This is a genomic window from Bradyrhizobium sp. AZCC 1678 (assembly GCF_036924765.1).
Classification (GTDB): domain Bacteria; phylum Pseudomonadota; class Alphaproteobacteria; order Rhizobiales; family Xanthobacteraceae; genus Bradyrhizobium; species Bradyrhizobium algeriense.
The window spans coordinates 2,240,723-2,261,388 of record NZ_JAZHSE010000001.1 but is presented as its reverse complement, the minus strand read 5'-3'; the positions used below and the strand labels follow the sequence as shown (position 1 = coordinate 2,261,388).

Sequence of the window (20,666 nt, the reverse complement as noted above, 5' to 3'; positions counted from 1 at the left end):
AGGTCTCGCTCGGTAGATCGCACCGCGAGCGAAATGTCCGCAGGCGCCACCTGGCGGACACGAGATGTCCGGCAACGGTCGCGGACGGTTGAACTCGCCCTCAGATCTGGATCACATCTCGATTTGCTTCGTTGCAGTAGAGACGTTCCACCTGGTCAGAGCGATGTTTCAGCACAGCACGTTGATTGACGTAGGCCTTGTCGGTGATTTCTCCTGCCGCCAATGACGGCGGATCCTTTAGCAGGAAGAACGAACAAATTTTTTCGCTACTCCCAACAGTTTCGTTGTATTCCTGAAAACGATCCTTCAGAAATTGAATCACGAAAGGGTCGCAGGTCAAATCCGCGGCTGGAGCCTTGGAAATCCGCGCTGCCTCGGTCGGGTTCAGCCAGCAGAGCAGCGCGCACGATTCACGATTTTCCCCCGCGACGACAATGTCCAGCAATACGCCGCGCGTTGCCGCCAAAATCGCCGCACGCATATTCCCGATCGGGACCCATGTGCCGTTCGCGAGCTTGAAGTTCTCGGAAATTCTGCCTGTAAAGCGCAGCCCAAGCTCCGGCTTCTGAGGATCCATAAATGAGACGGTGTCGCCGATGCGATAGAACCCTTCGTCATCGAAGGCCTTTTCCGTCAAATCCGGCCTTCCGAGATAACCTGGAGTAACGTTGGGTCCCTTGACCCTTGCTTCGTAAGTATCGGAAACAGGGATCAGTTTTAGCCGCAGACCGGGTGCGGGAAGACCGATCTCGCCCGGCTGGTCGGTCGCCCAATGGGTCGTACTGATTGTCGGGGCGGTTTCGGTGGTGCCGTAGCCCGACATGACCGGAATTCGCCGGCCGGTAATCGACCATGTCAGCCGATTGAGCTTTTCAAGCGTGCCCTGCGAGATTGCAGCTCCGGCATAGCTCAATCGATCCAGCCGCTTGAACACGCTGGCGCCAAGATCGAGGTCGTTCTCAATCGCGTCACACAAGAGATTATAGCCGGCAGGCACGTTGAACATGGCAGTCGGCGAAATCTCCTTGAGATTCGCGATCGTCTTGTGGAAGAGCTGAGGCAGCGGCCGGCCATCGTCGATGTAGAGCGTCCCGCCATTCTTGAGAATGCTGTGAAGTATTACGTTACTGCCCATCGTATGATGCCAGGGCAGCCACTCAACCTGCACCGGTGCGTCCGGGGGAGACACCAGCAGACTCCCCATTTGCAGGGAGCTCGCCATCATGCGGTGCGTGTTGAGCACGCCTTTGGGGAAGCCGGTCGAACCGGACGTGAAGAGAATCTTTGCGACGTCATCGCAAGATACCGCACGTGATGCACCCGCGAAACTTTCACTCTCCGTTCGGGTTGTCAGTGCGCCGAAAGGCACGGTGTCCGGCGCCCCATCGACACTGATCCAGGTTGCGGCTGCCAGTTCGGGAATCGAGCGCCCCGCGGAAAAGTCGCGTCCGCTCTGGACGAAAACGAACTTCGGGCGCAGCGCTTCCGCGATATCCTGGAGACGAGCCAGCCCGCCGGGCATCAGCGTGTAGTTTGGCGATATCGGCGCCAGGATTACGCCCATCGACATCGCAGCAAACGAGATCACCGCGTTCTCAATCGAGTTTCCTGAAAGTACCGCCAGCTTGTCAGCCGGCTTTGCGCCCATACCGATCAGGCTTTGGCCTACCGCCTGAACCTGCAACCATGCTTCGCTATAGGTGATCTCGTCCCACCCCCCATTCGCATTGCGTTGCGCGAGAAAAATTCTATCCGGAACGGAACCTGCCCAGCTCGGAAGAAAATCCGTGATGCGCCAGTCACACTTCCCCAATTCGAGGGGCGAGCTCAACACGAGCGTTCCGTCGGTTCGACGCTCGATGGAAAGCTCCCTCGCCGCGAACGTCAGTGCCTTCGTCGACATCGAAAACGACCTCCTGAATTGCTGTGATGGTCCGATGAGCGCGCGAGACGCGGTTCAACCCTGATGCCCATCGCTGCTGTGCCCGGCCGGACCGGTCGGCAGTTCGCCCCGGCTAACTACCGCGCCCGTCGCTTCGCTAATGCGAGGTCACTCGGACCTGGCGTCCAGCACTTCCCCGAAGCCTTCCCAACTTGTGCCCGTCCATCGCTGCAACCGCATCTGCGTCCAGATCATGTTCTCGGTGTCGCTTGTGTTGACCTTGATGCCGGGCAGTGCCGTTGGAACGACGAAATCCTTCAGGTTCTTGGCCTGCACCAGAATATTTTTGCGAGACGGGTCGTTGCCGCACTGCTTCAGAATCTGCTCGAGCAGGATGCCTTGCTGATAGCCGGTCAGATAGCTGCCATTGGTGATATCGACACCCGGCAAATACTTGTCCAGAAATGACCGGTAGGCCTGCATGGCAGGGTCGTCTTTCCAGGTCGGATCCAGAATATCCTTGTTGGTCGTGCCAACAATCGCGCCGACCGATTTGTCGAGGCCGGCCGGTGCGAGCGTGCCTCCGACAGACCCGGATGGGAAATTGAGGATTACGGTCGCCTTCCAGCCGATCACCGCGGCTTGCCGGATGGCCTGGGCTGCGAACTTCGGCGTGCCGGCGATCACAAGAGCGTCGGCACCGGAACTCTTCAGGTTGACGACCTGGGAATCAACCGTCGGTTCGGTGACCTCATAGGAAGCAGTCACGACCTTTCGGTCGAAATCCTTTCCGAGAAACGCCTTGAAGGCGCTGACATAGTCTTTGCCAAGGTCGTCGTTCTGATAGAGGATCGCATACTTGGCGTTTGGCAGTGCCTTCGTCAGATACTTTGCATAGATTTTGCCTTCGGTGTCGTAGCTGACGAGACCTGTCGTGGTCATCGGGTAATTGGCGACGTCCGTGAACTTGGATGACCCGCTGATAATTGCGATGCTAGGCACCCCTTTCGACCGCAGGTATTTTGCCGTAGCCGAGATGCCCGGGGTGCCGAGCTGGCCGAACATGAACGACACTTCATCGCTCTCGACCAGTTTGCGAACGTGCTCAACCGCCTTGGGAGGGCTGTATGCATCGTCGTATGCGATGTAGTTGATCTTGCGTCCGTTAATGCCGCCGCGGTCGTTCACCAACTGAATGTAGGCGATAAGTCCCTTGCCCACGAGACCGATCGATGACGCCGGTCCGCTGAAGGGAAAAACGCCGCCGACCTTAATCTCCGTCGCTGAAATTCCGGGCTCTTCAGCCGCGAATGCAGGCCCGCTCAAAAGAAAAGCCAGAGCCGCCACGGCCTTCCATTTCATCAACATTGCTCGTCCTCCCAAACGCGCACCTTCCGGGGTACGTCGCTGCTGCAGCCTACAGTTCTTTTTCAGAACTCGTCAAGCACTTTAGATTATCACTCCCCGGCCCGCTCGCGCGGTCTCGCGGGTGCGGGCTGAAACTTAAGAGTTAAACTATTCCGGAGAATCTGCGTCTTGCGGGCCATCGCCGCCAATGGAGACCACGCGCGATCGGACGCCGAATGCCCGCCAGGCAAGTCACGGAACACCGTCTCGGCCAGCGCGCACATCCATTCTGTTATCGAACTAACTTTGACGCATCTGGGAGCTGGTGGGCGAGAACCAGAGGTGTCTCGTCCGCCAACAGGCCCTACTCGGCGGCCATTGCTGTTCGCAATTCCGGTTCCGCCGTCGAATCCTCGTGGCTCTCATCTTCAGTCGGCTTGATCCGAAACCACGCGGCATAAAGCGCAGGAAGGAACAGCAGGATCAGCACCGTGCCGACCGCCGTGCCGCCGATCAGCGTATAGGCCATCGATCCCCAGAAGACGGAGTGAGTGAGAGGGATGAAGGCCAGCACGGCGGCAAGTGCGGTCAGGATCACTGGCCTCGTGCGTTGCACCGTGGCCTCGATGACGGCGTGATAGTCATCAAGGCCGGCAGCACGGTTCTCCTTGATTTGTTCGGTCAGGATCAGAGTATTGCGCATCAGGATGCCCGCCAGTCCTATCAGGCCCAGAATGGCGTTGAATCCGAAGGGCTGGTTAAAGGCGAGCAACATCGGCACGACGCCGACGAGGCCAAGCGGTGCCGTTAGCATGACCATGGCCATCGTCGAGAACGATCGCACCTGCAGCATGATGACGATCAGCATGGCGGCGATCATGGCGGGAAAGACCGTCGCCAACGCGTCATTGGCCTTGGTTGCCTCCTCGATCGATCCGCCCAATTCGATGCGATAGCCGGCCGGAAGCGATGCGATCAGCGGCCGAAGGGCTGTCTTGATCTCCTTGGAGACCTCTGGAGGCTGGGTGGCCTCATTGATGTCCGAGCGAATCGTCACGACGGGTGTGCGATCGCGGCGCTTCATAATCGGCTCTTCCAGACGGATTTCCGAATGGCCGATCTGGTCGAGCGGAATCGGGCGGCCGTCCCGGCTCATCAGTGAGAAATCCGCCAAACGCGTCGGATCCAGCCGCTCGCCGCCGGCGCTGCGTGCCACGATGGGGACATTGCGGATGTCCTCGCGGACCTGCGTAACGGCGATGCCCGTGAGGAGGAACTGCAGCTGCCGGCCCACCTCCGATGGCGAAAGGCCGATGAGGTTCAGTCGATCCTGATCCGGGATGAAGCGGAGCACGGGTGTGCGATTGCCCCAATCGCGGTTCGCTTGCCGCACATCGGGAACGCCACGCATGATATCGAGGGCTTTTTCAGATATGGCGTACAATTGCGCAGGATCAGGACCCATGACGCGAAACTCGACCGGGAACGGCGTGTAGGGTCCGAACACGAGCTGAGTGACGCGCACATTGGCCTCAGGTGCAAGCCCATTTGACACCGCCTGTCGCAGACGGTGCTTCAAAGTCTCGCGCGCCTCCGCGTCCGGCGTGAGCACGACGATCTTGGCGAAGGCCGGATCGGGCAGCTCCGGCGCCATCGCGAAGAAAAAGCGAGGAGCGCCCTGACCGACATAGCTCGTGACGATCTTGGCCTCCGACTGGTGGTCCAGCCAGTGTTCGAGTTTCTCGACTGTGGCGGTCGTCGTCTCAATACTGGTGCCTTCCGGCAGGCGAACCTCCACCAACACTTCGGGCCGGTCGGACGTCGGGAAGAACTGCTGTTTGACCGCGCCCATGCCGACGACGGAAAGCGCGAAAGCGATGGCGACGATGCCGCTGGTTACGAACTTGTGGCGCACAGCGAAGGTGATGAGGCTTCGCAGGCGCCGATAGTTCGGCGTGCCGTAGATCGCGTGGTGACCGCCTTCGATCGGCTTGATCGCGGGCAGCATCTTGACGCCGAGATAGGGCGTGAAGACCACCGCGACGATCCAGGAGACGATGAGGGCGAACCCCACGACCCAGAAGATGTTGCCGGCGTATTCGCCGGCCGTCGAGCGCGCGAAGCCCACCGGCAGGAACCCGGCGACTGTCACGAGCGTGCCCGACAACATTGGCGCCGCCGTGTGGCTCCACGCGTAGGCCGCCGCCTTGATGCGGCCCATGCCCTCTTCCATTTTCACCACCATCACCTCGATGGCGATGATGGCGTCGTCCACGAGAAGACCAAGCGCCAGGATGAGGGCGCCGAGCGTGATGCGGTCGAAGAACCGGCCGGTTTCCAGCATGATGAGGAACACGACGGCAAGCGTCAGAGGGACGGCAGCCGCCACGACGATGCCGACGCGCCAGCCGAGGCTGAGCAGGCTCACCAGCAGCACCACGCCGAGCGCCATCGCAAACTTCATCATGAATTCGTCAACCGCCGAGGTGATGTTGACGGCCTGGTCGCTGACCTTGGCCAGACTCATCCCGAGCGGCAGCGTCCGAGCGATAGCTGCGGACCTCTCCTCCAGCGCCTTGCCGAGCGCGAGGCCATCCCAGCCCTCTTGCATAACCGCCGCGAGCATGACGGAGGGCTCACCCTGGTGGCGGATGAGGTAGGTGGGAGGATCCTCGTAGCCGCGGCGGACTTCGGCGATGTCGGAGAGTTTCAGCGTCCTCCCCGCAGCGACGATCGGCGTGTCGGCGATTGCCTGAACGCTGTCATAAGCGCCGTCGACCCGGATGAAGACCTGCGGCCCCTTGGTGTCGATCGAGCCTGCCGGCGTGACGGTGTTCTGCCGCTGCAAGGCGGCAACAATGTCCTGTGCCGACACGCCGAGGGTTGCCAGTTTGGCATAGGAAAATTCGATGAATATCTGTTCGGGACGTTCACCGAGGATGTTGATCTTCTTGACGCCGGGCACGTGCAGGAGATCCTGGCGAATAGTCTCGGCTTGCCTGGCGAGTTCCCGCATCGGCATGCCCTTCGCCTTGAGGGCATAAAGGGCGAAGCTCACGTCCGAATATTCGTCGTTGACGAAGGGGCCGAGCACACCAGAGGGCAGCTTGCGCGCTTCATCCCCAAGCTTCTTGCGGGCCTGGTAGAACTCCTCCTGCACGCTGGATGGCGGCGTGCTGTCCTTCAGCGTAACCGTCATGTACGCATAACCTGGCCGTGTGGTCGTCTCCACCCGGTCGTACCAGGTCAGCTCCTGAATCCGCTTCTCCAACGGTTCGGCGACCTGGTCCTGCATCTCGCGCGCCGTCGCGCCTGGCCATACCGTCGTGACCGTCAGGGTCTTGATGGTGAAGGACGGGTCCTCCGCACGCCCGAGCATGAGGAAGGCGTATGCGCCTGCGGCCGCCAGCAGGACGATGAAGAACAGGGTGACCGCCCGTTCGCGAACGGCAATCGCGGAAAGATTGAGGCTCATCAGTTGCTCCCGCTTTCAGAGGCAGTTCTGACGCGCGCACCCTCGTGCAGGAGATGAGCGCCAAGGGAAACAATCGAGTCACCAGAGCTCAATCCAGAAATCACGGCGGTTTCGTCGCTCACCCGAACAAGCTTGACCGGCTGAAAGCGTACGGTTGAGGTGGCGCTATCCAGGGACCCACACACCGGTCTTCCGGCCGTCATCGAGCACGGCTCCCAGCGGCACCTGAACTTCCGGCTGAATAGCCTGGCTAGCGAGCCGAATGGTTACCGTCGCGCCAAGCGGTGCTGCCGCGGCTTCACCGTCGAGCACGTAACGGGCCTCATAGGTACGGGTCTGAGCATCGGCGGAATCCGACAACTGCCGCAGATGCGCCGTATAGCGTCGCCCATCGGCCGCCCCGTACACGCTGGCCTCAGCCACGGAGCCGATTGCGGGCCGGATCGTTTCGGGAAGCGCGACCACAGCTTCGCGGGGACCGGCCTTTGCGATCCGAACGACTGTCTGGCCGGCAGAGACGACCTGTCCGGGCTCGCCAAGCGTTTCAACCACCGTTCCGTCCGCATCCGCGACGAGGACCGAGTAGGTCGCCTCATTCTCGGCGACCCGCGCATCAGCTTCGGCGGTGGCGAGTTGCGCCTCGGCCGTGTCCAACGCGGCCTTCGCTTGCTCGTAGCGCTGTCGCGAAGCCCATCCGTTGCTGACCAGTTTGGCGTATCGCTGTTCATCCGCATCGGTCTGAACGACAGATGCACGCGCCGCTGCAACGGCGTTGCGCTTTGCCGTGACCGCAAGGCGAAGGTCGGTTTCGTCGATCCGCATCAGCGGCTCACCGGCTTTGACCTGCTGACCGGTATTCACAAGCCGTTCCACAATCTTGCCGGCGACGCGAAACCCGAGGTTGCTCTGCACCCTCGCCCCGATGATGCCCGTGAAACCGCGTTCGGATCCATTCACCCGCGCTGCCGTCGCCAGTCTGACCATCGGCGGTTCCTGCCTCGGGTCACGCGCCGCGGAAGCTTCTTGGGCGGGAATAGCAAGAGTAGCGAAGACGGCCGCTCCGGACGCCGCGATCAGGACACCTGCCAAGACCAAAAGTCTGCTCTTTCTCATTGCCATCTCCAAGCCACTTAGATTTCATTCGAACTCTATAACCACATTAGAGTTCGATCGCAATCTAAATTGGAGCGCTGACGAAAACGTGATCCCGCGAAATAGGCCACTTCGACCCCCGGGGGGCCTCAGATTCCACCATGCCCCACTTGATAGATTGCGTTCGAACTCTATCTGAGTTATAGAGTTCGACCAAAATCCAAATGGAGGTCCAAGATGCGGGTGAGTCGCATTCAAGCCGCGGAGAACCGCCAAACCGTGATCAATGTGGCGAGTCGCCTCTTCAGGGAGCGCGGCTTTGATGGCATCGGGCTCAAGGATCTGATGAAGGCGGCCGGCCTAACCCAAGGTGCCTTCTACAAGCAGTTCGCCTCAAAAGAGGATCTGGCGGTAGAGGCGTCCAAGCGCGCATTGGAGAGTGCTTCCGGCCGATGGTCGGATGCGGCCGAGAAAAATCCTGATGATCCGCTCGGCGCGGTGATTGCGTTTTACCTCAGTGGTGACCATCGCGAAGAAAAGATGGACGGCTGCCCGATCGTGGCGCTCGGCTCAGATGCCGCCAGACAGGGATCCGACGTGAAGGCGGCATTCGAAGCCGGAATCAAGGCGCATCTCGAAGTGCTCGGCCAGTTCATTGCCGAGACCGGCGGCGAGGAGTCCAGTGGCAAGGCCATGGCCATTCTCACGACGATGGTCGGTGCGGTGACGCTATCGCGAGTGGTCAACGATCCGGATTTGGCTCGGGCGATTCTGGATGCAGCAGTCAAACAGGTCCGAGAAGCCGCCGCCGCTTGAAAGATCGCCCCCATTCAGAGCACAGGAGAGATCGAATGCTTAGCGTGACAAAAGCCAAACCAAGTTTGCTCAAAATATCGGATACGCTTAGCCTGCGTTTCCAAAAGATCGGCAGCGGGCCTCCGCTACTTCTCATACATACGATCCGGACGCAGCTCGAATATTTCCGCAGTCTGGCGCCCCTGCTCGCGGGATCGCACACGGTGTACGCCATTGACCTCCCAGGCCACGGACACTCACCGATAGATCCAGGCGCGAGCTTCGACGAGCCCTACTTCAGGCAGGCCGTCATTCGCTTCATCGAGGAGCTAAACCTCTCGGCCGTCACGGTTGTTGGCGAGTCGATCGGCGGGACATTGGCCCTCACAGTGTCGGCGTCGCTTCCGCAGCGCGTGAAGCGAGTCTATGCGATCAACCCCTACGACTACGAGACCCGCTACGGGGACGGCATTCGACGCGGCAACTGGTTCGCGAATTTTATCATCGGAAGTTTGCAGATCCCGGTGCTCGGCGCGATAAATGCAGCGCTCGAAAACAAGATGGTCCTCGGCAAGATCATGGGCGGCGGATATCACGACCCGCGCAAACTGCCGACCGATTTGCTAGCCGAGTTCGATGAAGTAGCTCACCGCCCGGGATACAAGCGGATCGCACGCAAAGTGCTGGCAGGCTGGCGATCCTGGAGCAAGGCACGCGATTACTATCGGCAAATCTCGGCGCCTGTGACCCTCATTTATGGCGATAGCGATTGGTCTCGGCCAAACGAACGCGAACGCACACGGTCGCTGATTCCGGCCTCGCAGATGGTGACGCTCAAAAATACCGGCCACTTCTCAGCTGTTGAAAATCCGTCGGAGCTGGCCCGCGTGATAATGGAGACAGAATGACCGCAATGATCAACACAAGAGTGTGCCATCACGTTCAAGCCCCTGAGAGCTTGAATCACTGGGCTGAAGTCCAGGCATAATGATCCGCGCGGCGAATACATGTTTGAGCTGGAATAGCGTGTTGCGAACGTAGTTCGTCCCTGAACGGATGTTCGACAAGCGCCTTCGCAAGCAGATGGGATTGCGGGCTTAACCGGTCGCCAAGCCGAATTCGAAAGTCACTGATCATGCGTCGCGTCGTCGTTACTGGATTGGGATTGGTATCACCGCTGGGTTGCGGCAGCGAATTGGCATGGTCCCGGCTGCTCTCGGCCCGCTCAGGACTTGCCGCACTCCCGGAGTGGGCGGCCACCCTTCCCGCACGAGTTGCCGGAATCGTCCCAATGAAAGCCGACGACCCGTACGGTGATTTCGATCCGGATGTGATCGTTGCCCCCAAAGATCAACGAAGGATGGATCGCTTCATCCTGTTCGCACTGGCCGCCACGGCCGAGGCCATAGCGCAAGCGGCGTGGACGCCTTCCGACGCACACTCGCTCGAGCGCACGGCGACCGTGATCGCATCGGGCATCGGAGGCTTTCCCGCCATCGTCGAGGCGGTTCGCACCACCGATCAGCGCGGAGTTAAGCGCCTCTCGCCCTTCACCGTGCCGTCCTTTCTGGCAAATCTCGCGGCCGGTCATATCTCCATCCGCTACGGCTTCAAGGGTCCCATCGGGACGCCGGTCACCGCTTGCGCTGCGAGCGTGCAGGCGATCGGCGATGCCGCACGCCTCATTCGAACCGACGAAGCGGATGTCGCGATTTGCGGTGGCTCGGAAGCCTGCATCGATCTCGTGAGCCTCGGTGGCTTCGCCGCCGCCCGCGCCCTTTCGACCGGCTTTAACGAAACGCCGGCGCGCGCGTCCCGGCCCTTCGACCGCGACCGCGACGGCTTCGTCATGGGCGAAGGTGCCGGTATCCTCGTCATTGAAGAGTTGGAACACGCGATCCGCCGCGGCGCCGAGCCGATCGCCGAAATCGTTGGCTATGGGACGACCGCTGATGCCTACCACATCACGTCAGGGCCCGAGGACGGCGACGGCGCGCGACGTGCGATGGAAGGCGCCTTGAGGCAGGCCGGCCTCAAGCCCGGCGACATCCAGCATCTCAACGCCCATTCAACTTCGACGCCAGTCGGCGACGTTTCCGAACTGGAAGCGATCAAATCCGTGTTCGGCCGCGACCGAAAAATTGCCGTGAGCGCCACCAAATCAGCGACCGGTCATCTGCTCGGCGCAGCCGGGGGAGCGGAAGCGATCTTCACGATCCTCGCGTTACGCGACCAGGTCGCGCCGCCCACTCTCAATCTTGAGAATAGCGACGCGGCCGCCGAAGGCGTCGACCTCGTCTCTCGTGAGGCCAGGCGCATGACGATAGAGCATGCGATTTCGAATGGATTCGGCTTCGGAGGCGTCAACGCCAGCATCATCTTTCGACGTTAGCAATGAAGAACTGCCGGTAGCTCCACGCCAACGCCTCCTTCGAACGCTTGGGACGAGTATCTTTCGCATCGCTTGCCTGTCGGTCGGCCACTAGCTCATTCCATATCGCTCATTTCGCGAATTGAATCTCCGACCAGTGATCGGCGCAAATTTGTAGCTTGCCTCGTTCAAGGGCAGCTATCGAGCAATGCGCCGCGGACGCGTGGCCAGACTGGATGCCTCCCCGCCTCAACGCATGTCATCCTTACCTTCCGGTACATAAATCATACGGCCATCCGGCAGCCGGTAGGTGATGCCGGCGCGGATGCCCTCGCCCTCGCCGATGGAGCCGTTGGTTTGGTAGCGGGTCAGCTCGCGACCCTCCTTCACAGTTATCTTCATGTCGGCCTTGCCAGGGTTCTCGACGACAACGACGCTCTGGTTCGAGAACGGATTGAGCGGATTGCGGACGATGATAATCATCAGCATCGCCACGACGACGAGAAAGACGTCGATCAGGTTGACCAGCGAGAGGATCGGATCGTCGCTTTCGCCCTCTTCAAGGAAACGCATTAAGACATTCCCTTCTCGCGCTCGAAAGCACGCAACTCCTCGAGCAGCCAGCGGCGGCGCACCGTCAGGATAAAATAGGTTATGGAGGCGCTGATGAGCGCCAGGATGACCGCAGAGAAGGCCACCACGAAATTCTCGCCGACGCCGCGCGCATCGTTCCGCGTCAGCGCCAGCAGCGCAGGCCCCATCGGGATCATGGTCGCGACAAGTCCGAGCATGGGCGCACTTCGGGACACCACGCGCAGCCATTCCAGCCGCCGGAGAATCCAGATTTCGAGATCGTCGCTGACGGCGTTCGTCTTGCTCTGGTGCGCCGCAAGCTGCGACCGGTAAGTGCCGCGCCACCGTTGCCACGCTTCCATTACGAACGCGCCCAGCGCGACCAAGGCGTAAAGCAGCGCGCTGACGATCAAGACTAGAACGGGAAAGAGGAAGAGCTTCGCGATCTCGTAAAGAGCGGATTCAAACGTCGACATCAGGCATTTCCTAAAGCTGCCAAGCTGTTCCGGCGCCATTGCACGTAGAGGCCTGCGCCGAAGCAGGCCAGCATCATGAGAAGCGCCATAGCACTGTGCCACCATGATCGGCTCTCCCCGGCCCCGGCGACGACCGGCTCAAGTACAGGACCGGTCACGGTCTGTGGGGGATTGATCTCGGCCTGCTTGGCAGCGGCCGGCGGCGGCTGTTGTGACGGGCGCGCGATACCAAACCCGGCCCCCATCTGGTCGACGAAGGCTTTTGTCAGCTTCTCGCCCATGAGGACATTCTTTTGGGCCAACTCGTCGACGCGCGCGACCAATTCGCGGCGAGTGTGTTCCGGTGCATCCAATAGCCTTTCCGAATAGCTTCGATCATGCGTTCTATGATCTGGAGCTGCGCCGTCGGATTGTGCTGTTCAAACCACGCTCCGAGCTTGAGATCGCGAATGTCGCGTATGAACGTGTCGTGTACGGTTTGCCATTGATCGGCGCGCACCATAGTGGGGTCGACGACTTGCCAACCCCAGAGATTGTTCACGGCATTGAGGATTTCGAGCGTGCCGGCATAGCCTTCTTTCTGCATCGTCGAGATCCAGTGCGGGTTGAAATACCGCGAACGGGTTTCATCGGAGAGAAAACGTGCCGCCGATGTGATGCGCGTGGTCTTTTCGCGAAGGTCCGCGATGTAGAGCGACGGTGAAGCGCCATCGAGGTGCCGGATCGCCAGCGACAAGCCACCGAGAAATTCGAACGGATGGTCTGTCGAGAGAATGCCGTGCAGTTTGGAGGAACGCGACAGAACGGCGGCCTGGACGCCTTTGAGCTGCTCGGCGAACAGGTTGGTTTCCCCATCTCCACGGATGCCCCAGAGCTTCGAGCCGTAGGCATATTGCGTGCGGCCAAGGAACGCTTCGGCGAGGCTTGAATCCTTCTCCCACGACGCCGATTTCAACACGGCCTCCGGCAGGCCCGTGCCGTAGTCGCCCATGGCGTTGCTGAACATGCGCAGCCTGGCCAGTTGAAGCGCCCGTTCCCTGGGCTGGCCTTGAGCGACCAGGCGCTCAGCCGATGCGCGGGTGTTCTGGAACAAGGGATTGTCGCCCTCGTCGAGTTGCGCGAGCTGTTCGATCGCGTCCGCCAGCTTCCGCATGAAACTGTCAAACTGGTCGCGATAGACGCTGGTGATCTGCATCACGACGTCAATGCGCGGACGTCCGAGTTCCTGCCGCGGGATGATGGCGAGCGCCGTCAGGCGGCCACCGCTATTCCAGACCGGCCTGAGTCCAAGCGCGTGAAGTATCTGGCTCTCGACGATGCCGAGATGCCGCATCGTCTCGGAGCCCCACATGCTGAAGGCGAGTTTGCGCGGTGTCTCGCCTTGGTGATCCTTGCGATAGGCATCGATTAGCTGCTGCAAGGCTTTCGCCCCGGCTTCGTGGGCCACACGGGTCGGCACCTTGTCAGGCTCGAAGGCAAACAGGTTGCGTCCGCTTGCCATATCGGGATTGCGGATTGGGTCGCCGCCCGCACCGGGAGGAACAAAGCCGCCGCCAAGCGCCAGGAGGAGTCCTTCGATCTCCGCGGGATGCTGAAGATTGAGATCGAGGCCGACCGCTCGTTTGATGGCGTCGGCAAGCTCCGGGTCGGCAAGGGTTTCAACCGGCACCCCTTCGCGAAGGTGGCGGCGGAGGAGCTTGTAAGGCGCGCTATCTTGCAGCGCCTTGAAGTCGACGGCGAAAAACTCTTCAGGCTCCGTGCCGAGCTTTTTGTAGAAGGGCTGCCCGAGTTGCTGCATGACCGTCGAAAGACGCTCATCCGGCGAAGACGGCTCGCCGAAGGTGTGAAGCCCGAGCGGCATGGCGTGTTGGGCCAATTCGTGCAGATGATCGTGTAGTTCCGACAGGAATTTCGGGAAGTCACCGTCGACGGCTTTCTCGTCCCAGCCCATGTCGCGATGATAGTTATGTTTGACGACGGCCTTTCGGATGTCTTCGCCGGTCTGTTCTTTCACCGCGCCGTTCTCGAGCTGCATGAATTCGTGGATCTTCGTATGCAGGTCGCGCAGCTCGTCATAGAGGCCAGCGGGCGCGAAGGCCGGCGTCTGGTGACTGACCGTGACGGCGCGGCCGCGGCGTTTGGCCTGGATGGCTTCGGCAACATTGTCTTGAATGTAGGGATAGATCACCGGCATGTTGCCGACGGCCAGCATGGGATAATCGTGAACCGAAAGACCGCGATCTTTCCCGGGTGTCCATTCCTGCGTTCCATGAGTACCGAGATGGATAAGTGCGTCCGCGCCCAGCGTCTCTCGCACATAGAGATATGTTGCGAGATAGGCGTGATCGGGCGGCTGCTTCGTGTCGTGATAATTTTCGCCTGGCCTTCCGCCGCGCGGCGGCTGCGGCATGATGGTGAGCTTCCCCATCTCGAAGCGCGGAATGACGAATTGCTTTTCGCCTCCGATATCGCGCACGGCGGAGTGCTGCTCGGGCTCTCCCCATTTTGCCAAGAGCTCTGATTTTCGCTGTGCGGGCAGCGCGTCCAGCCACGAACGGTAGGCTCGAACGGGCAACGTTCCGGTCAACCCACGCTCGCGCAAGGCATCCAGGGTCTCGGGCCGGTAGTAGCCTGCCAGCATGGCTTGCCCGGCTTCGATCAAATCGGCCTCACTTGTCGGCTTGACGGCATAACCCGCCTTCGCAAGCGCAGCCGTTACCTTCTCAAGGCTCCTTGGAATATTGAGGTTGGAGGCGGAGAAGTTCTTCTCTCCCGGCGGGTAGTTCCAGAACATGGCCGCGAGCTTCTTTTGATCAGCCGGCGTGTGACGCAGGGCGACAAGCCGTTCGAGCTTGCCGAGAAGCGCTTCGATCTGCTTTTGAATGGGAGCGGGCTCGCCATTGTGTAGCGCGTCGACCACCAGCGGATCGCTCGCACCCCATCCTTCGGGAACGGCAAGGAACGCTGCGACGAGCGGCGCCGCCATGCCGCTTTCGGCCCGTTCCCATGCATCTGCGTCGCCTTCGCGGTAATTGACGACCTGGACGACGGGAATTCCGAGCTTGAGGAATTCCGCACTGCGCGCTGAGCCGTTTTGCATGTGAGTTGCGATGACAAGCGTGTCGGCTTTGGCGGGGACGAGCAGCTTTTCCAGTCCTTGCGGGTCGGCCGCCTCGAACCAGAACGCCATCGGCACCAATCCGCGACTCTCACTCTGGCGGATCATCGCATCGACGACTTTCGTTTCCATGTTCGCGATCAAGCCCGGATAGATCGCGATACCGATACGCCCTTTGGGTCTGGTGACCCGGCCTTCTGCCCAACGCAGGTAATCTGCGACGGACATAAAGGCCGTAGGCGCGTCGGGGTGATAAATGCCGGTCGAAGGAAGAGGGGTCGGCGATGCAATATGCGTTGGATCGCGGCCATCGCGTAAGGCGGCCCAGAATTCGAAAAGCGCTTTGAGATTGTCCTCGCCGCCGTGGCTGTAATAGGCCATCAGGCGACGCGCGATCAGCGGCGGGAGATTGCCGAAGGCCGGAGGTCCTCCACCGACCCGTATCCACGGTACCGTCGTGTCTTTCAATGCTGAGCCGACGCTTTCCTGGACGCGCGCCAGGTCCATCGGGCGCGGCGTGTCGAGAATGACCAGACCCGCGCCGCCGATCCAATCGGCAGGCGAGCCCGGTGTGCGGGCGACAAAGACACTTTCCAGCGCCAGTCCCTGCGCCCGCGCGAAACCCGCCAGCTTGTCGAGCTTTCCGGGAAGCACAAAGTCATCGGTGATGATTCGCACCACGTTCGTGCGTGCTGAAGCGTTCGGACGTACATCCCGCGAAAAGGCCTCTCCCGCCCCGGCGACGAGGACAAAGGCCAGGAGCAACGCTGAAGCGAAATGGCGTCCCACGGGAATACCCTCAATAGAAACGCTTGGTGAAGCCTGCGTAGAAGGCGCGACCGGTGCCGGGATAAACCGACGGTGTTCCGGCGACGATGTCTGCTGCCCGCAAGCTCGGTGTGAAGTCGCCCACATAGGCCACATCGGTGAGATTGCGTGCCTCGAACCATAGCGTGAGTGAATTATCGGGCGCTTTCCATCCCAGCTTCGCGCCATAGAGCGCATAAGCCGGCACGATGAAGGCATTGCCGCCCGAATTGTCGAAGGTGGTGTAGCGCTCACCGATGTAGCGGATGTTGCCCGATACATAGAATCCGGAGGGGTGACGGTAGCCTAATTCGCCGAAGGCCTGATGCTTCGGAATGACGGGAAGCGCGCTGCTCCCGAACACCGCATCATTGTCGAAACGGAAGTGGCTGAAGTTGTAGACGGCATTCAGGAAGACGTGGTCGCCGGGATTGAAGACATCCACGAACGGGCGGGTGCGGAAAGCTGTCTCGATCCCGTCGTGGATGGTGCGGTCGGCGTTGAAGGCCGCCTGACTTCCCGAGAGGCCGCAAGCGTATTGTCCGTTCACTTGCGCTCGCTGGCCGGGGGTCAGGCGGGAAAGCGGGATGAGGCCAAGCGCGCATTGCGACAGAATCTCGTCGCGTAGCTGCATGTGATAGAGCGTTACGTCGTAATTGAAGCGGTCCCACCCGCCGCGCACACCGACCTCCGTCGTCCACGCTTTCTGCATGCGAAGCCGATCCGTCAGGGCGAGTTGCACGTTCGGATTGTTGAATCCGTTCACGGTCTGCTCGATGCCGAGCAGCGAGAAGATGTCACCGCTGTTAGGCACCTCGGTGCTTCGCGAGATATTGCCGTAAAGGAAATGGTTGGAGAGGTACTCCCAGTTTGCGCCAAACTTCGGATTGACGGCATCAAATTCGCGATCGTAGTTGCGGCGGCCGTTCGAACTGCCCGGGCCAAACAGGCCACCGGCGATGACGGGACCGCTGTACTCGTCCTTCAGCGTGCGATTGGTCCAGAAGGCCTGCAAACCGGTGAAGAGGCGCACGCGCGGCAAGACTTCGAGTGCTGCTTCCGCGTAACTTTCGTGCAGCCATGACGTGAAGGCGTCGTTGTAGACGAGCGCGGCCTTCTGATTGCCCGACGATCCGGGCACCCACTGGAAGTCCCGATATCGGGCGGTTTCATAGGTCGGGCGGTAGCCGGCAACCAACTCCAGCGGCTTGCCGGCGATTTCCCCCTTCTGTTCCAGGCGGAACGAGACACCATGATCCTTCCACGCCACATCGACGATGCCGGCGCGCGGCGACGGTAGATGATCGAAGGCTGTTGCGATGTAGTACGGCGCGATCTCGATCGACGTCGATCCGACCCGAAACACGGTCTTGTTGACTATGCGGGCGTAATCGAAATCGGCGCGCAAATTGTAAGGGAACGACGTGTTGCCGGGGTCGTATCCGCTTTGGCGATAGGTCGACAGTTGATTGAGTGGAATACTGGTCGGCAATTCCTGCTTGTTGCTTCCGATCGCAACATAGGTGCGACTGTCGACGATGTCGTTGGGACGCCAGCCAATGTTGCCGCTGAAGCGCTTCGAATCGTTCTGAGAAAAGTACTCGTATCCCCTGTTGTGATAGGCGTTCGTCTGAAGATAGTAGTCGAAATTGTCTTTGGCTCCGCCGTATTCAAGCTGGCCCTGCAGATTTCCGTAGCTTCCGAACGCGCCGGAGATCGCTGCACCTGGAGCAGTGAGGCCCGTCTTGGAGACGAGATTGATCGCGCCGCCGGTGGCGAGCGCGCCATAGCGCAGGCTGTTCGCGCCACGATAGACCTCGATGTAATCCGCCGCCTTGAGATCGAAGATCGACGGTGTATTGCCGCTTTCGATGCGGCCTAGCGGTACGCCGTCGATGAAGGCGCGCACGCCGCGACCGCTGCGCGGGCCCGTTTGCGACGAGTCACTGCCACGCATCGAAATCGTGCCCTGCCCGTTTTCGCCCTTGTCGGTGACATAGACTCCAGGCGTTTGCTCGAGCGCTTCGCGAATGTTCGCCTGATTGCCGGGGTCCTGTCGTGTAACGGAAACCACCGCCTCGGCGCCCGGCCTGCGCAGGAAACGCTCGCGCTGGGCTTCGAAAGGGGCCGGATTGTTCGGGATCTCACCCCGCGGAATTGGCAGTGCGGAGTCAGCCGCGCGGCCGGCGGGGCGGCTGCGAGCCGCAGTCGTCCGGGGCGCGGGACGTCGCGCGGGCGCCTGTACGGTGATCGTCTCAAGAAGAACAGTATTTGCGGGGGGAGCGGCCGCCTCTTGTGCCTGAATGGAACCGGCACCAAAACCCACCAAATGTGCAACCAAACCCGCACTAAATCGACCCGCCCGCCCTTTTTTCGGCCGACGCCCCCTCAAATCGCCCCACAACTTCAAGATCAGTCCCCGGCATTGTAATGTTATAACATAACATTCCTGTATCGGGCGACGATGTCAAGGTCAACGTACATTGTTACACATCAGGGAGTGGGACGATGGGCTATGAAGGTCTAGGAAGCATCGCTCGGTGTAGCGCGTGAGCAGCGCAGCATCGAGCAGGCCGTCACCGAGGGCCTGCTCGGTGAGAACCTGCCAGCGCTCCGGCCCGCGGGAAACAGCGCGCCATGCGCGAGATCGTCGAGATATTCACAGACCACACGGCTATCGAACAGCAAGGCACCGTCCGCGAGCTTAGCCGCCGGTGCCTTCGCCAGCGGGTTGAAGGCTGCGATGCGTTCGTCACGATTCAACGGATGTGCCGCACTCGGCAGTTTGACGATACTGTCGGCAATGCCGAGCTCAATCGCACAGGCCATGACCTTGCGGACATAAGGCGACGTCGGCGCATAGAACAGTTCGATCTTGTCACTCATGGCTTCTGATCCTCCGCTTCGATGGCCGCCAGCGCCGCGCGCGCTACTTCGACATCTTGCGCGCCGGTGCCCGACCCGACGCCGACCGCTCCGACGCATTGGCCTGCAATCACGATCGGCAGTCCGCCTTCGAGGTTGGTGAGCCGGCCTCCACCCGCGATGGCAAGTTTGATCTCGTTGGTTGGATCGAGCCGCGAAGTCGGTTGACGGTGCGACGCGGCAGTGACGGCCTTAGACATCGATGTTTCGCGCGACAGCAATTTGGCGCCGTCCATCCGAACAAAAGCCAGAAGATTGCCGCCGTCGTCGACGATCGTGATGTTCTGTGCCACACTCAGCTCTTCCGCTTTGGCTATGGCACCAGCCAGCGCCTTGAGCGCACCCTCGTGTGTCAGTTTGAGAGAGGGGTTAGTCGTCGCCATTGGACAGCTCCAGTATCGAATTGCAGCGCTTGAATTCGACGTTGCCGCTCACGAGGTAGCACCGGCCGGCAGTAGCAGGACTTTGCCGATATTCTCATTGGCTTCCAGAATGCGATGGGCTTGCGGCGCGTCACTGAGTGGTAACTGGCGCCAGATCGGGGGCCTCACCGCACTGGACGCGACCAGTGGCAGCACCTCGGCACGGAGTGCAACAGCGATCGCCGTCTTTTCCCCGTCGCCGACGATGGCGAGTGCCGGCGGCGCGACCGATTGCATGAGCACACGCACGAGATCCGGGGCGCCGCGGCATCCCACCTCTTCGTCATAGGAGAATGCCAGATGCACCGGCGCGACAGACGCCACCTCTTTGAGACGCGGCACGTTGGCGAGCACCACCGCCAGAAAGCCCTTCATATCGGTGGCGCCGCGGCCATAGATGCGTTGATCGCGAATGACGCCCGCGAATGGCGGCATGGTCCAGGCCTGGCCCTCCACCGGCACCACATCTGTATGCGCTGAGAGAACAAGTCCCGGCCTATCCGCCGGACCAATGGTCGCGAGCAACGACGCCTTGCGTCCATCGGACGATAGCACACACCGCGCGGACACACCGGACGACGCAAGTATCTTCTCGATATATGCGATGATATCGAGATTCGAATTCTCACTTATACTTTCAATACTGATCAGCTCGCAAAGTATTTGAGCTATCTTATTGATCATCTATAGTCCCAATACTTTTTACAATTGCGGGAGCATCACGATGACCTATTCCATCTCGGCGCGCTGTCCGGAGACCGGCGCGTTCGGCATTGCCATCACCTCGTCCAGCATTGCCGTGCCGGCGCGTTGCGCCTGGGTAGGACCTCTGGGCCTCGTGGTGTCGCAGAATGCGACCGACCCGGCGCTTGGCCCGACCGGTCTCGCGCAGTTGCGTCAGGGTTTTGGTGCGGCTGCAGTGCTCAACAACTTGACGCTCGGTACGCCGCAGCCGACGTGGCGGCAGGTCGGCGTGATCGACCGCTATGGTCAGGTGGCATGGCATTCCGGCACGCAGGCGCTGCCAACCGCAGCGATCGCACAAGGCACCGGCTGCCTCGCGCTCGGCAATCTGCTTGTTGATGAGAAGGTGCCCAGCGTGATGATCGCACGTTTTGAGGAGACCGCCGGCCAGTTGCTGGCGGAGCGATTGATGTCGGCGCTGGAAGCCGGCCTCGATGCCGGCGGCGAAACCGACGACGAACATGCCGCAGGCCTGCATGTGGCTCACATCTTCGATTGGCCGGTGGTCGATCTGCGTGTCGACTGGCACGATACGCCGATCGGCGAATTGCGCGCGCTGTGGGAACGCTACCGGCCGCAGCAGAAAGACTATATCGCACGCGCGATGAATCCGGGCGCAGCGCCATCTTTCTAAACGGG

15 protein-coding genes and 1 pseudogene are annotated in these 20,666 nt (G+C 60.7%); 4 read left to right on the top strand and 12 right to left on the bottom strand.

What is annotated here, in order from left to right; translation table 11 throughout:
- Positions 1 to 100 precede the first annotated feature (100 nt).
- The 4 genes and pseudogenes from V1294_RS10785 to V1294_RS10770 form a co-directional block, all read right to left on the bottom strand.
- Complete coding sequence (locus tag V1294_RS10785) at positions 101 to 1,903, bottom strand: AMP-binding protein (protein WP_334496935.1); 1,803 nt, start codon at positions 1,901 to 1,903, stop codon at positions 101 to 103.
- A 147-nt stretch (positions 1,904 to 2,050) separates the two neighbouring features.
- Positions 2,051 to 3,250, bottom strand: coding sequence for an ABC transporter substrate-binding protein (locus V1294_RS10780; RefSeq protein WP_334496934.1), 1,200 nt, complete (start codon positions 3,248 to 3,250; stop codon positions 2,051 to 2,053).
- A gap of 343 nt (positions 3,251 to 3,593) precedes the next feature.
- A complete protein-coding gene (locus V1294_RS10775) occupies positions 3,594 to 6,704 on the bottom strand; it encodes an efflux RND transporter permease subunit (RefSeq protein ID WP_334496933.1) in 3,111 nt (1,036 codons plus the stop codon).
- Positions 6,704 to 7,817 (bottom strand): annotated as a pseudogene (locus V1294_RS10770) (efflux RND transporter periplasmic adaptor subunit). The gene V1294_RS10775 and the pseudogene V1294_RS10770 overlap by 1 nt, the downstream one beginning before the upstream one ends.
- A 216-nt stretch (positions 7,818 to 8,033) precedes the next feature.
- Here V1294_RS10770 and V1294_RS10765 point away from each other — a divergent pair.
- The 3 genes from V1294_RS10765 (at position 8,034) to fabF (ending at position 10,983) form a co-directional block, all read left to right on the top strand.
- The gene (locus V1294_RS10765) at positions 8,034 to 8,612 is read left to right on the top strand and encodes a TetR/AcrR family transcriptional regulator (protein WP_334496932.1); all 579 of its coding nucleotides are present in this window, start codon (positions 8,034 to 8,036) and stop codon (positions 8,610 to 8,612) included.
- A 35-nt stretch (positions 8,613 to 8,647) separates the two neighbouring features.
- A complete protein-coding gene (locus V1294_RS10760; RefSeq protein WP_334496931.1) occupies positions 8,648 to 9,499 on the top strand; it encodes an alpha/beta fold hydrolase in 852 nt (283 codons plus the stop codon).
- Positions 9,500 to 9,726: 227 nt separating this feature from the next.
- Positions 9,727 to 10,983, top strand: a complete 1,257-nt coding sequence (gene fabF, locus V1294_RS10755) for a beta-ketoacyl-ACP synthase II (protein ID WP_334496930.1) — start codon at positions 9,727 to 9,729, stop codon at positions 10,981 to 10,983.
- 228 nt (positions 10,984 to 11,211) lie between these two features.
- Here fabF and V1294_RS10750 read toward each other — a convergent pair whose 3' ends face one another.
- The 8 genes from V1294_RS10750 to V1294_RS10715 form a co-directional block, all read right to left on the bottom strand.
- A complete protein-coding gene (locus V1294_RS10750; protein ID WP_247831473.1) occupies positions 11,212 to 11,535 on the bottom strand; it encodes a DUF2149 domain-containing protein in 324 nt (107 codons plus the stop codon).
- Positions 11,535 to 12,050: a MotA/TolQ/ExbB proton channel family protein gene (locus V1294_RS10745; RefSeq protein ID WP_334477674.1), complete on the bottom strand. Its 516-nt coding sequence runs from the start codon at positions 12,048 to 12,050 to the stop codon at positions 11,535 to 11,537. The genes V1294_RS10750 and V1294_RS10745 overlap by 1 nt, the downstream gene beginning before the upstream one ends.
- Positions 12,011 to 12,292, bottom strand: a complete 282-nt coding sequence (locus V1294_RS10740; protein WP_334496929.1) for a hypothetical protein — start codon at positions 12,290 to 12,292, stop codon at positions 12,011 to 12,013. The genes V1294_RS10745 and V1294_RS10740 overlap by 40 nt, the downstream gene beginning before the upstream one ends.
- Complete coding sequence (gene cobN, locus V1294_RS10735; protein ID WP_334504594.1) at positions 12,277 to 16,044, bottom strand: cobaltochelatase subunit CobN; 3,768 nt, start codon at positions 16,042 to 16,044, stop codon at positions 12,277 to 12,279. The genes V1294_RS10740 and cobN overlap by 16 nt, the downstream gene beginning before the upstream one ends.
- A complete protein-coding gene (locus V1294_RS10730) occupies positions 15,929 to 18,010 on the bottom strand; it encodes a TonB-dependent receptor family protein (RefSeq protein ID WP_334496928.1) in 2,082 nt (693 codons plus the stop codon). Before V1294_RS10730 ends, cobN begins: the two co-directional genes overlap by 116 nt.
- Positions 18,011 to 18,459: 449 nt before the next feature.
- A complete protein-coding gene (locus V1294_RS10725) occupies positions 18,460 to 18,822 on the bottom strand; it encodes a glutathione S-transferase N-terminal domain-containing protein (RefSeq protein WP_334496927.1) in 363 nt (120 codons plus the stop codon).
- Positions 18,819 to 19,244, bottom strand: coding sequence for a GlcG/HbpS family heme-binding protein (locus V1294_RS10720; protein WP_334496926.1), 426 nt, complete (start codon positions 19,242 to 19,244; stop codon positions 18,819 to 18,821). The genes V1294_RS10725 and V1294_RS10720 overlap by 4 nt, the downstream gene beginning before the upstream one ends.
- A 48-nt stretch (positions 19,245 to 19,292) precedes the next feature.
- Positions 19,293 to 19,967: a M20/M25/M40 family metallo-hydrolase gene (locus V1294_RS10715; RefSeq protein WP_334496925.1), complete on the bottom strand. Its 675-nt coding sequence runs from the start codon at positions 19,965 to 19,967 to the stop codon at positions 19,293 to 19,295.
- Between the two features lie 40 nt (positions 19,968 to 20,007).
- Here V1294_RS10715 and V1294_RS10710 point away from each other — a divergent pair, with 40 nt between their 5' ends.
- Positions 20,008 to 20,661 (top strand): DUF1028 domain-containing protein, encoded by a 654-nt coding sequence (locus V1294_RS10710; RefSeq protein ID WP_334496924.1) that lies wholly within the window; start codon positions 20,008 to 20,010, stop codon positions 20,659 to 20,661.
- The last annotated feature ends 5 nt before the right edge of the window (positions 20,662 to 20,666 follow it).